This window comes from Paenirhodobacter ferrireducens, from assembly GCF_004022265.1.
In the GTDB taxonomy this organism is placed as follows: Bacteria; Pseudomonadota; Alphaproteobacteria; order Rhodobacterales; family Rhodobacteraceae; genus Rhodobacter; species Rhodobacter ferrireducens.
In genome coordinates this window covers 1-12,746 of sequence record NZ_SAVB01000023.1, presented here as the reverse complement: position 1 = coordinate 12,746, position 12,746 = coordinate 1, and the positions used below count along the sequence as shown (strand labels likewise).

Annotated in this window: 11 protein-coding genes; all 11 read right to left on the bottom strand. The window is 69.1% G+C overall.

Annotation, left to right across the window (positions count from 1 at the left end):
* Positions 1-25 precede the first annotated feature (25 nt).
* Positions 26-589 (bottom strand): CHAP domain-containing protein, encoded by a 564-nt coding sequence (locus EOW65_RS15675; RefSeq protein WP_240664735.1) that lies wholly within the window; start codon positions 587-589, stop codon positions 26-28.
* A 318-nt stretch (positions 590-907) separates the two neighbouring features.
* Entirely contained in the window at positions 908-2,407 is a 1,500-nt protein-coding gene (locus EOW65_RS15670) for a sulfatase-like hydrolase/transferase (RefSeq protein WP_128151012.1), read from the bottom strand.
* Complete coding sequence (phnX, locus tag EOW65_RS15665) at positions 2,394-3,179, bottom strand: phosphonoacetaldehyde hydrolase (protein ID WP_128151010.1); 786 nt, start codon at positions 3,177-3,179, stop codon at positions 2,394-2,396. Before phnX ends, EOW65_RS15670 begins: the two co-directional genes overlap by 14 nt.
* Positions 3,176-4,369 (bottom strand): 2-aminoethylphosphonate--pyruvate transaminase, encoded by a 1,194-nt coding sequence (locus EOW65_RS15660; protein WP_240664732.1) that lies wholly within the window; start codon positions 4,367-4,369, stop codon positions 3,176-3,178. The genes phnX and EOW65_RS15660 overlap by 4 nt, the downstream gene beginning before the upstream one ends.
* Before the next feature lie 71 nt (positions 4,370-4,440).
* The gene (locus EOW65_RS15655; RefSeq protein WP_128151008.1) at positions 4,441-5,454 is read right to left on the bottom strand and encodes an ABC transporter ATP-binding protein; all 1,014 of its coding nucleotides are present in this window, start codon (positions 5,452-5,454) and stop codon (positions 4,441-4,443) included.
* Positions 5,451-6,449: an ABC transporter ATP-binding protein gene (locus EOW65_RS15650; RefSeq protein ID WP_128151006.1), complete on the bottom strand. Its 999-nt coding sequence runs from the start codon at positions 6,447-6,449 to the stop codon at positions 5,451-5,453. The genes EOW65_RS15655 and EOW65_RS15650 overlap by 4 nt, the downstream gene beginning before the upstream one ends.
* Before the next feature lie 3 nt (positions 6,450-6,452).
* A complete protein-coding gene (locus EOW65_RS15645; RefSeq protein ID WP_240664730.1) occupies positions 6,453-7,655 on the bottom strand; it encodes an ABC transporter permease in 1,203 nt (400 codons plus the stop codon).
* A gap of 1 nt (position 7,656) precedes the next feature.
* Positions 7,657-8,649, bottom strand: coding sequence for an ABC transporter permease (locus tag EOW65_RS15640; RefSeq protein WP_240664729.1), 993 nt, complete (start codon positions 8,647-8,649; stop codon positions 7,657-7,659).
* An 81-nt stretch (positions 8,650-8,730) separates the two neighbouring features.
* Complete coding sequence (locus EOW65_RS15635; RefSeq protein WP_128151004.1) at positions 8,731-10,785, bottom strand: ABC transporter substrate-binding protein; 2,055 nt, start codon at positions 10,783-10,785, stop codon at positions 8,731-8,733.
* A 111-nt stretch (positions 10,786-10,896) separates the two neighbouring features.
* Positions 10,897-11,781 (bottom strand): LysR family transcriptional regulator, encoded by an 885-nt coding sequence (locus tag EOW65_RS15630; RefSeq protein ID WP_128151002.1) that lies wholly within the window; start codon positions 11,779-11,781, stop codon positions 10,897-10,899.
* A 272-nt stretch (positions 11,782-12,053) separates the two neighbouring features.
* Positions 12,054-12,698 (bottom strand): 3-oxoacid CoA-transferase subunit B, encoded by a 645-nt coding sequence (locus EOW65_RS15625; RefSeq protein ID WP_128151000.1) that lies wholly within the window; start codon positions 12,696-12,698, stop codon positions 12,054-12,056.
* Between the last annotated feature and the right edge of the window lie 48 nt (positions 12,699-12,746).

Genomic DNA, 12,746 nt, shown 5'->3' with positions numbered 1-12,746 from the left:
GTGATCGGCACGAGATCGGCCAAACTCAGCCGTTCGCCGCGACCTTGTAGATGAAACCGTAGGTCGGATAGACGCTGCCCGGCGTGTTCGGCAGCGTTTCCACCCGCACGCGCGACCAGTCGTTCGCCGGCGAGACATCCACCACCGCCATGTCGAGCGACACCTTGTTGCGGTGCCAGTTCGCGTGATCGACGAGAATCCGGCGTTCGGAGACGATGCGCGAGACGACCGCGACATGGCCCATCGGCATGCCGCGGGTGGCGCGGAAGTTCAGCACCGCCCCGACCACCGGGCGCTGCCCCTTCGGGTAAAGATTCGTCGCCTTCTGCCACCAGGTCTTGGCATTGCCCTGGATGTTGATGCCGCTCACCTCGCGGGCGAAGGGCACGCACCAGATCCGGCCCCGCCGGGTCTGCATCGCCGAGGATTGCGCAACGGCCTGCTTCAGCTCTTCGGGCGCCACCGAGGCGACGCGCACCACCTGTTCTTCCTGCCGCTGGTGTCGGGATTCCGCCTGCACCGGCATCCCGCCGGAGAGGAACATCGCACAGCCCAGAACGGCGGTCGCAACAAGCGTCTTCAAAGCCATCAGTTCGCCTTCGCAGATCGGTCGACAGGAACGGCCTGCCGCATCGCGACGAAACCGTGCGCACAGCAATTCCAGATCGGGGGCCGCAAGCAAAGCCAAGAAGCCCTGCCGGCCGGAAAGCGGGCGGGAAACGGCCGAAACCGTTTTCAGAGATGCGCGGTTTCCCGCTCACGCCGGCCTCAGATAACGGATTGTTGACATCCCTCGCCCGGGTTGCCCCGGCAGCGCCAGAATCTCCCGTCCGCAGCCCCGGCGGGCCGTGGGAAAAGAGATTCGGCCCGGCGCCCGGCAGAGAATCGTGACAATCGCCGCAGCCGCTCAACCGGCAGCACTGCTTCCGGTCAGGCGCCGGTCGGCGCGCTCCATCCGCAGATCGAGCATTGCGGCGCGCAGCCGCGCGACATGGGCGCGGCCCTCGACCGTCTGCGCAAGGTCGCGGGTCTCGGCCGGGTCGGCCTCACGGTCGAACAGCAGCGGCGGCAACCCGCCGTTGAAATGCACGAGCGTATGCGTCGCATCGCGCAGGATCGCGGCGTTACAGCGGGTCTCCGGCAAGCCGAAAGCTCGCTCGAAGCGGGTCGGTCGACCGGGCTCGGCCAGATCGATCTCGGTCAGCGCAACCCCGCGCCAATCATCCGGCCGTTCGCCGCGCAGGAAAGGCGTCAGCGGCGCCCCGTCCATCACCGCGGGGGGCACCCCGCCCAACAGGTCAAGCAGCGTCGGCGTGACATCGACGGTCGAGACCACATCCGCGACCACCCGCCCGGCCTGTACCCCGGGGGCGCGGATCACCAGCGGCACGTGATGCGCCGCGGCCAGAACATTGTCCTTGCCCCAATAGCCCTGATCGCCCAGCATCTCGCCGTGATCGGCCATCAGCACCAGCACGGTGCGCCCGGCCTGCCCGGTCGTGTCGAGCCAGTCGAGAATGCGGCCGAGATGCGCATCGACCTCGGCGACAAGGCCAAGATAGACGGCGCGCAGATCGGCCACCGCCGCGGGGTCGAGCGTCTCGCAACGGCCATCGAAGCCCCAGTAAAGCCCCTGTTGCGACGGCGCCGAGAACCAGGCATCGCGAAACGGATGCGCCGCGCCCCCGGCCGGCACCGGCGCCGGGATGCGCGCGGTCTCGGCGAGCCGGTTCCACGGCGCGGGCGCGACCAGCGGCGGGTGCGGGCGGATATAGGTCAGATGCGCGCTCCACACCCCGTCGCGCCGCGCCTCGAGCGCCTCGAGCGTGCGGTCGGTCAGAAAGGCGGTGTCGCTGTCCTCGGCGCGGTAGAAGGCGGGGGCGCGCAGCCCCTCGCCCGCCGGGCGATAGAGGTCGAACCAGCGCGCCGGCAGCGGCTCGGGCAGGTCATAGCCGCGCCGGCGCAGGTGCCCGATCCAGGCCAGCGGCGCCTCGAAGCGCATCTCAACGATTTCGCGAAAGCCGCGGGCGGGCAGCTCGTAGGTGGCAAGGTCCGGGTCGCGCGGGTCGCGCTCGGCCGGGTCGGCGGCCATGTCGCAATAGCCAAACAGCAGCGGCTCGCGGCCGAGGCGGCGCAGCTCGGTCGCGAGCGTGGCGTGATGGCGCGCCACCGGCGCCCCGTTACGGATACCGCGGTGGTTGAAGGCGTAAAGCCCGGTCAGCAACGAGGCGCGCGACGGCCCGCAGGGCACCGCGGCGGTGAAGCAATTGGCAAAGCTCACCCCCTCGGCCCGCAGCCGGTCGAGCGCCGGCGTCAGCACGATCCCCGCCAGCGCGCCCGACAGAACATCGGCGCGCAGCTGATCGAGGGTGACAAGCAGCAGGTTCAGGGCCTCAGGCTTCGGCATCGAGACGCTCCAGAAGGGCGGGCAGATCCGCCACCGTGTCGATCACATGATCGGCGCCCGCCGCGGTCAGCAGCGCCGTGGCCCCGGCGCGCAGACGCGCACGCTCGGCCGCAGACGTGGCGGCAAGCGCCTCGGGCGTCAGCCCGACGGCATTGCCCGAAAGCGCCACCCCCACCGTCAGGCAGCCCGCCGCCACCCCCTCGGCAATGCCCGGCGCGGTGTCGTCGACCTTGACCACCGCAGCGGGCGGATAGACCTGCAGGTCGATGAAGCAGCGATACATGCCAAGCGGGCCGGGCCGCCCCTCGGGCAGATCGTCGGCGCAGACGAGGCAGTCGGGGGCATAGCCCTGCGCCGCCGCCACCGGCAGCACCCGCTCCATGATCGAGCGCACATAGCCGGTGGTGGAGCCGATCTTCAGCCCCGCCGCGCGCAGCTGCGCCACCGCCTCGCGGCAGCCCGGCACCAATGTCGCATAGCGCGCGACCACTTCCTCGTTCATCGGCACGAAAACCTCGTAGACCCTGTCGACATCGGCATCTTCGGGCAGCCGGCCGTGAATGTCACGCCATTGCACCGCGATCTCCGGCAGGTCCATCATCGCCCGGATATGGTCCCATTTCGGCTTGCCCATCGGGCCGCGCGCCTGCGCCACACTCACCGTGACGCCGAAGCGCGCGAAGGCCTCGATGAAAACCCCCATCGGCGCGAAGGAGCCGAAGTCGATCGTCGTGCCGGCCCAGTCGAAGACCACCGCCTTGAACCGGTTCATGCCGCCACCTCCGCCAGGAACCGCGCCCGTTCCCCGAGCGCCGCACCAGAGGGCGCGGCACCGCGCACCCCGGTCTCGGCCAGGGTGTCGCGCACGGCAGCCAGGACCGCGTCGATCACCCCGGTGTCGAGCCGACCGATCGTGCCGATGCGGAAGCTGTCGACCTGCGTCAGCTTGCCCGGATAGAGGATGAACCCCTTCGCCTTCATCCGGTCGTAGAAATCGGCAAAGACGAAGGCCGGATCGGCGGGGCAGAAGAAGGTGGTGATGACCGGGCTGAGCCAGGCATCGCTCAGCAGTGTCTCGAACCCCATCTGCCGCATCCCCGCCACCAGCCGGTCGCGGTTGGCCGCATAGCGCGCGCCGCGCGCGGCAACGCCGCCCTCCGCCTCGTGCTCGCGCAGCGCCTGCAGGAAGGCCGCGACGGCATGGGTGGGCGGGGTGAAGCGCCATTGCCCCGAGCGCTCGAACTCGGCCGATTGCGCGGCGATGTCGAGGCAAAGCGCATGAGCATTGCCTGTGGCCTCGGCCAGCGCGGCGCGGCGCACCAGCACGAAGCCGAAGCCCGGCACCCCCTCGATGCATTTGTTGGCCGAGCTGACCAGCGCGTCGAAGGCGATCTCGGCGGGCAGCACCGGCACCGCGCCGAAGGCGGACATGCTGTCGATCAGCAGCCGGCGCCCGGCCCCGGCCACCGCTGCGGCGATCTCGGGAAGCGGGTTGAGGATGCCCGAGGAGGTCTCGCAATGGATCGCCACGACATGGCTGATCGCCGGGTCCTGCGCCAGGATCGCCGCCACCTCGGCGCCGCGCGGCGGCAGGTAGTCGCCCTTGTCGAGCACCACCACCGCGCGCCCCATCACCCGCAGCATCTGCGCCGCGCGCGCGCCATACGCGCCGTTCGCCAGCACCAGCGCCCGCCCGGCGCGCGGCACCAGCGTGCCGAGCATCGCCTCGACGCAATAGCTGCCCGAGCCCTGCATCGGCACGCAGGTATAGGCCTCTCCCCCCTCCCCGAGCAGCGCGACAAGCCGCGCGCGGACCTCGGCGGTCATCGCCCGGAAGTCGCTGTCCCAGCTGCCGAGATCGGTCAACATCGCGGACTTGACCGCAAAGGAGGTGGACAGCGGTCCGGGGGTCAGAAGCCAGGGTTCGCCCATGCGCGGCGGTTCGATGAGGAGGTCGGTCACGTCTGTCTCCGAAAGCAGGAAGGAAAGGCGGCCGCAGGTCTGCGGCCACCGGAAAAAGGGGGAAGCGCGGCTCAGGGTCTGGCGCGCGCCAGGTCGAGTTCTTCGGCGAAATGGCAGGCGACGAAATGCTCGGGGGCGATCTCGCGCCAGGCCGGGACCACATCGCGGCAGGCGGCGCGCGCGAAGCGGCAGCGCGAATGGAAGCGGCAGCCCGGGGACGGCTCGGACGGGTCCGGGATCTCGCCCTCGAGCCGATCCGGGTGGAAGCCCAGATCGGGGTCGGGCTGCGGCACGGCCGACAGCAGCGCATGGGTGTAGGGATGGCGCGGCGCGAAGAACAGCGCCTCGGTCGGCGCATATTCGACGAAGCGGCCGACATACATCACCGCAACGCGCCGGCTGATCTGCGCCACCACCGAAAGGTCATGCGCGATGAACAGGAAGCTGACCCCGGTCTCCTGTTGCAACTCGTGCAGCAGGTTGACGATCTCGGCCTGGATCGAGACGTCGAGCGCCGAGACGCTCTCGTCGCAGACGACGAAATCGGGGCGCGCGACGAGGGCGCGGGCGATGCAGATGCGCTGCCGCTGGCCGCCGGAGAAGGCATGGGGGAAACGGCGCAGATGCTCGAGGTCGAGCTTGCAGCGCGCCGCGATCTCGCGCACCCGCGCGTCGATTTCGGCGCGGTCCCGCAACAGCCCGGTCGCCACCAGCGGCTCGGCGATGATGTCGCGCACCGTCATCCGCGGATTCAGGCTGGAATAGGGGTCCTGAAAGACCAGGCTCATCCGCGGCCGGACCGCGCGCAATGCCGCCTCCGCAAGCGCGGAAAGCTCGATCGTACCCTCGGGACCGTGCAGCAGCACCTGCCCCGCCGTCGGGTCGAGCGCGCGCAGGAGCGCGCGGCCGACCGTGGTCTTGCCCGAGCCGCTTTCGCCGACAAGCCCGACGGTCTCGCCGCGGCGGATGTCGAAGCTGACCCCGTCGACCGCGCGCAGCGGCGCGCGACGGCGGTCGAAAAGCCCCCGGCCTCCGGTCTCGAAAGTGACCTCGAGATCCCTCACCTCGATCAGCGGGCCGTTCATGCGACACTCCTTTCGCCGGTGTGCAGGTGGCAGCGCACCACGCGCCCGCCGCCAAGATCGACCGGCTCCGGCACCCGCGTGGCGCAGATCCCGGCAAGCGCCTCGGCGCAGCGCGGATGGAACGGGCAGCCCGCGGGCCGCGCCGAGGGGCTCGGGATCTCGCCCGGCACCGGATGCAGGCGCCCCTCGAGCCGGTCGAGCCGCGGGATCGCCGCGATCAGCCCGCGGGTGTAGGGATGCGCCGGCGCCTGCAACAGCGCGCGCACCGGACCGCGCTCGACGATCGTGCCGAGATACATCACCGCCACCTCCTGCGCGACCTGGGCGATCACCCCGAGGTCATGGCTGATGAAGATCATCGCCATGCCGAGATCGCACTGCAGGCCCCGCATCAGATCAAGCACCTGCGCCTGGATCGTCACATCAAGCGCGGTCGTCGGCTCGTCGGCGATCAGCAGTCGCGGCCCGGCCGAAAGCGCGAGCGCGATCATCGCGCGCTGCCGCATCCCCCCGGACAGCGTATGCGGATACTGGTCGATGCGCCGCTCCGGGCTGGCGATGCCGACCTTCGCCAGCATCTCGATCGCCAGCGCCCGCGCCGCGCGCCCCTTCAGCCCGCGGTGCAGCGCGATCGCCTCGGTGATCTGGTTGCCGATCGTGTAGACCGGGCTGAACGAGGCCATCGGCTCCTGGAAGATCATCCCGATCTCGCCCCCGCGCAGCCGGCGCAGGGCGCGCGCGCGCGGCGACAATCGCTCGATCCCGATTGCCTGCCCGGCCTTGTCGACATAGCGCATCCGGCTGTGCGCGCCGAGCGTGGCGGTGCCCGGCAGCAGCCGCATCAGCGCCTTCGCGGTGACCGACTTGCCCGAGCCGCTCTCGCCGACAAGGCCAAGGGTACGGCCCTCGGCCAGGGCGAAGGAGACATCCGCAACCGGGGTCACGATGCCCTCGTCGGTGCGGAAGGTGACGGAAAGATTCTCGACGGAAAGCATGGATCACCCGTTCTGGCCATAGGGGTCGGCGGCGTCGCGCAGCCCGTCGCCCAGCAGCGTGAAGGCGAGCACGGCAAGCACCACGAAACCCGCAGGAATGAAAAGCCACGGCGCCTGTTCGATCACCTGCACCGACTGCGCCTGTTGCAGCATCACCCCCCAGGACACCGCGGGCGGCCGCAGCCCGAGGCCGACGAAGCTCAGCGCCGTTTCCGACAGGATCATGTAGGGAAAGGAGATCACCAGATCGACGATGATGAAGCTGGTGAAGGAGGGCAGCATATGGCCGGCGATGATCCGCGCCGGGCGTGCCCCCGCCAGCCGGGCCGCCAGCACATAATCCTCGCCCCGGATCGACAGCAGCTGCGAACGGATCCGCCGCGCAAGCGTGGGCCAGCCGAACAGGCCGAGGATCAGCGTCATCGCGAAATAGACCTGCGTCGAGGACCATTCCTTCGGCATCGCCGCGGCAAGCCCCATGTAGAGCGGGATCACCGGGATCACCCGCACCACCTCGGTCACGCGCTGGATCGCGGCATCGACAAGCCCGCCCGCATAGCCCGCGATGCCACCGATCGCCAGCGCCAGAGTGAACGAGATCAGCACCCCGAGCACGCCGATCGACAGCGAGGTGCGGGTCGCATGAAGGGTGCGCGAGAACACGTCGCGGCCAAGCGGATCGGTGCCCCACAGATGCAGCGGCGCGCCGCTCTCGAGCCCGAAAAGCCGCACCGACAACGGGATCGCCCCCAGCAGCCGCACCGTCGGCCCCGGCACGAAGAAGATGACCGGGTCGCGTTTCTCCGGGTCGGGCACCGCCCGCAGGCGCAGTGTCACCGGGTCGCGCTCGGTGCGCGAGCCATGCACGAAGGGGCGCAGCGAACAGCCCTTCGCATCGCAAAAGACCGGGAACTGCGGCGGCCCGGCAAGATAGGCGCGGTCACGCTCGGTCGGTGCGCAGGGGGCAACGACATCGGCGAACAGCCCGGCAAGAACCATCGCCCCGAGCAGCAGCGCCGCCAACAGCGCGCCGCGGTGGCGCCGGAAGCGCCACCAGACAAGGCGCCACTGACCGGCGGAATAATACCGCTCGCGGCGCGCCCGTGCACGGCGCTCGGCCGCGGTCTCGGGCGGGGTCGCGGGGGAGGTGGCAGGCGGGGTCGCGGGCAACGCCCCGGCCTCGGACAGGCGGCTCATGTCGTTCATCTCAGCCCCCCAGCCGGATCCGCGGATCGAGCCAGGCCAGCAGCAGATCCGAGACGAAGTTCATCCCGACGATGACCACGGTCAGCAGCAGCAGGATTGCGCCAGCGACGTTCATGTCGAGATCGAGGAAGGATTTCAGCAGCAGGTCGCCCAGCTCGGTCAGCCCCAGCACAGCGGCGACGATCGGCAGCTCGGAAAAGATCCGGTTCACGTCGAAGCCGATGGTCGAGACCACGGGATTGAGCGCCAGCCGCGCCGGGTATTTCAGCAACAGCCGCATCTCGGGCAGGCCGCGCGCCCGCGCCGCGATGACCGAGAGCTTGCCAAGCTCGTCCGACATCGTCGCCCGCACCGTCTGGATCTGGTAGGCCATCGCCGACCAGGCCAGCACCAGCGCCGGCAGCCACAGGTGCTTGACCAGATCCCACAGCTTGGCCGCCGACCAGGGCGCCTTCTCGTAGGCCTGGCCGAACAGCCCGCCCACCGAGGCGCCGAACCAGCGGTTGGCGAAATAGAGCAGCACCAGCGCCAGCAGGAAATTCGGCAGCGCAAGGCCGAGATAGGACAGCACCGTCAGTCCGTAATCGGTGGCGGTGCCGCGCCGCACGGCGGCATAGATCCCGATCGGGATCGAGACCGCATAGGTGAGCACCAGCGTGACGAACAGCAACCCGAGCGTCAGCCAGACCTTCTGCCCGATGATCGCGTTGACCGAGGTCTCGAAGGCATAGGCCTTGCCGAAGTCGCCGTGCAGCACGATCCCGCCGACCCAGTCGAGGTAGCGCAGCGGTGCCGGCCGGTCGAGACCGAGCGTGTGCCGGATCGCCGCCACATCCGCCTCGGTGATGGTGACGCCGGTGCCGGAGTATTTCCGGAACGCATAGCGATCGGCGTAATCGCCCGGCGGCAGCTCCATGATCGCGAAGACCATGACCGATACCAGCACCAGCGTCACCGCCATGCCGACGGCCCGCCCGGCCAAGAACCGCAGCATCGCGGCCTCCCCTTTTTCGTGACAAGTTCAGGATCGCCACCCCCGGAGGCATCCCCGGAGGCGGCACGCTCCTCGCGCGTCTCAGTCGCGGAAGAACCACTGCTGCGGACGATAGGAATAGGTCCAGTAGAAGTCGTAGGTCTTCGCCGTCTGCGGCCGGAAGTTGGCCAGACGCGCGTCATAGACATAGGGCGAGGGGATATCGGCCACGACGCCGATCTTCAGCAGGTTGTCGAGATGGATCCGGATGATCTCGGCGCCGATCTCGTTGCTGCGCGCGCTGCCGAGCGGCTGCGAGACGAACTCGGCCCCGAGCGGCCACAGCCGGGCGATGTCGGCGGGCGGCGCGCTGCCCTCGGCGCCATTCGTCTCGTGCCACTTCACCCAGTCGAAGCCACCGCCCGGGTTGAAGAAATCGCCGAAGGGCGGCATCAGCATCGTCGCGTCCTGGCTGATGAACGGGCCGGTGATGCCGTCGTTCTTCCAGATGAAGACGTCGACGTCGTTGTTGTTGGCGCTGGCGCGGTATTCGTCGGTGGTGACCTCGCGGATATCGACCTGCAGCCCGAGCTTTGCCCATTGGCCGCGCACCAGTTCGTGCAGCTGCACCGGCGAGCCCTGCGAGGCGAAGACGAGGCGCAGCGTCAGCGGCGCTCCGTCCGGACGCCGGCGCAGCCCGTCGGGCCCCGCCTTCAGCCCCATCTCGTCAAGCAGCCGGTTCGCCGTCTCGGGATCGAAGGCGGTAAAGGCGGTCTTGTCGGCCTCGGTGATGAAATCGACGGTGCGCGTCTCGGCAGGCAGGGCCTGCTGGATGTTGCCCTGACCGAGATAGACGATCTCGCGAATCTCCTCTCGGTCCATGCCAAGCGACAGCGCCTGGCTGAAGCGGGGGTCGCTGAAGATCGCGCGCAGCACCGGGTCCTTGTCGTTGCGGTTGAAGCTGTAGAAGACGTTCTCGCCGAAGGTCGGCGCCAGCACCGCCCTGTAATGGCCCTTCGCCTCGTTCTCCTTGAGCAGCGGAAAGTCGTTCAGCTCGAGCGCCTGCTCCTTCCAGGTGACATCACCGTTCAGGATGCGCAGGTTGACCACCTCGCGCTCGGGCACGAAGGCCTCGTGGATCTCGGGGATGTAGGGCAGCTGGTTGCCGGCGGTGTCGACCATGTGGAAATACGGGTTGGCGACCAGCCTGCGGCCCTCGGCACTCTCCTCGACGACGATGTGCGACTCGAGCGTCGGCACCGCATTCTTGCCGATCCGGGCGGCAAGAGCCGGGTCCTTCATCATCGCCGAAGGCACATCCTTCCAGTCGGAGTTGCCATAGTAGAAGTTCACCGCGTCGCCCTCGGTCGCAAAGCCATACTCGGCGCGCAGCGCGGCGGCATCGGGATTGTACTTGTCCATGAACCGCGCCAGCCAGTGCCGCGGCTGGAAGGTCTGGCCATAGTCGACCGCCCAGCGGTTGAGCAGGTTCGGCTGCGGCGTCGGGAAGGTGAAGCGGACATGCTCGGCATCGAGCGCCTCGACCGTCGCCGGCTTGCCGTCGAAAAGCCAGCGGTCGGGCACCTTCGCCGTCACCGCCGGGTTCAGCAGCAGGTCGTTATACCAGAAGACGATGTCATCGGCGGTGAAGGGCGCGCCATCCGACCACTTGTGCCCCTTGCGCAGGGTGAAGGTCAGCTGGGTGAAATCGGCGTTCCAGTCCCAGGATTTCGCGACATTGGGCACGATCGTCTTCAGGTCGTCGGCATAGCGCACCAGGTTCACATGCCGCACCGACAGCATGTCCGAGGTGCCCGACTCGGTCGCGCGCGAGACACCGTTGATGACCCCGCCATAGCTGCCGATCGCCTCGTAGGGCGCAACCACCAGCGGCTCGGCCGGCAGCCGTTCGGCCAGCGGCGGCAGCGCGGGATTGCCGAGGATGCGCGCGTTCAGCGCTGCGCTCCCGGGGTTCGCGGCAAAGCCCAGCGTGCACCCTGCCGCCGCCTGGAAGGCGTCGAGCTCAAACTGCTCGGGATAAGCCGGCTCGAGGCCCTGCATGTCGGCGACGGTCACGGCGGGACAGCCCGCGGCAAGGGCCGCGGTGCCGGACAGGCCAAGGACGGTGCTGCAGGCCAGAACGGCAAGACGGTTCATTCGCATCGGTTTCCCTCCAGGATGAGCGATGCGCCGTGCCTAGGCCCTCCATGTGACATTCAAATGACTGATAGAAAAGTATAGTTTAACCAAATGATCCTTTCGGAAGCCCTATGCCGCGGGCTCTGCCGCAAGGGCGTACAGCGCCGAGACCTGTGCGGTCTGGCGCAGCTCCGGCAGCGCCACCAGATAATGGCCAAGCTCGAGCTGCGGCGGGCCGATCCGCACCGCCGCGACGCGGGTGTCATCGGGTTCGATCTCGCCACGCATCGCGATGCCGAGGCCAAGCCCCTGCGCCACCGCCTCGCGCATCGATTCCCATGAGCCGAGATCGAGCCCGCGCGCCGGCGCCACGCCAAGCCGCGTCACCATCGCGTCGAAGGCCCGGCGCGTGCCCGATCCCTCCTCGCGCCGGATCAGCGTCAGCGCGCCGATCTCCTCCCAGCCGATGCTGCCGCGCCGGGCCAGATCCGAGCCGCGCCGCGCCATCAGCACCACTTCCTCGCGCCGCATCTCGAGCGCGTCGAGCCCCGGCTCGGGCGTGCCGAGGGTGATGAAGGCAGCCTCGATGTCGCCGCGGCGCAGCGAGGCGAGCAGTTCGTAGGATCCCGCCGAGCGGGCCTCGATCCGCACCGCCGGGTGGTGGGCGATGAACCGGCCAAGCACCCCCATCACGAACTGATGGGTAGAATAGCCGATCCGCAGGAAGCCCCCGGTCAGCTCCTCGTGGCCGCGCAGATGGGCGTCGACCTCGTCCGAGAGCGCCAGGAGCGCCTGGATCTTCGGCAGCAGCACCGCAAGCCGCGCATTCGCGACGAAGCGGTTGCCCTGGCGATCGAACAGACGGGTGCGCAGCCGCCCCTCGATCTGCGAGACATGGTTCGACACCGAAGGCTGCGACAGGCCGATCGCCTGCGCCGCCGTGCCGATGCCGCCATGCCGGGCCACCGCTTCGAGCACGGCGAGCTGGACAAGGGAGAGTTCCGGTTTGCGCATCGCGTCCTCGGTTGTCGCGGGTCCTGCTCCCGTTCAAGCATCGCGGGGCCCGCAGCGCAATCCCGCACCGCGGGTGCGGACCGCCGGCGCGGTGCGCCCCCGGGGAGGCCCCCTGTCCGACCTGCGCAGGGGGCGCTGGCCCCTCGGCCTTCGGCCTCACCCCCGGGGTATTTTGGGCGATTGGAGGCCGGGGAGGGACAGGGGGCCGGGGGGCCGAATGCAAAGGCCCCGCGGGTGGGCGGGGCCTTGCGGGTCGGTGTGCAGCGGACGCGTCAGTCGACGATCGTCGCCTCGGTCGCGGCGCGCAGCTGCTCCTCGCTCACGCCCTCGGCGAGCTCGACGATGTGCAGCCCCTTGTGTGTCACATCGAGCACGCCGAGGTTGGTGATGATCCGGTCGACCACGCCCTGACCCGTCAGCGGCAGGGTGCAGGCCTTCAGCACCTTCGACTCGCCGTGCTTGTTGGTGTGGTCCATCACCACCACGACGCGCTTGACGCCGGCGACGAGGTCCATCGCCCCGCCCATGCCCTTGACCAGCTTGCCCGGGATCATCCAGTTCGCCAGATCGCCCCTTTCCGACACTTCCATCGCGCCGAGGATCGCCATCGCGATCTTGCCGCCGCGGATCATCCCGAAGCTGGTGGCAGAGTCGAAATAGGCGGTCTGCGGCAGTTCGGTGATCGTCTGCTTGCCGGCATTGATGAGGTCGGGATCCTCGTCGCCCTCATAGGGGAAGGGGCCCATGCCGAGCATGCCGTTCTCCGACTGCAGCGTGACATTCACCCCCGCGGGGATGAAGTTCGGCACCAGCGTCGGGATGCCGATGCCGAGGTTCACATAGGTGCCGTCGTGCAGTTCGAGCGCGGCGCGTGCGGCCATCTGGTTGCGGTCCCAGCCCTTCACCACTTCGGCCATCACGCTTCCTCCCGCTTGCGCACGGTGCGCTGTTCGATGCGTTTCTCG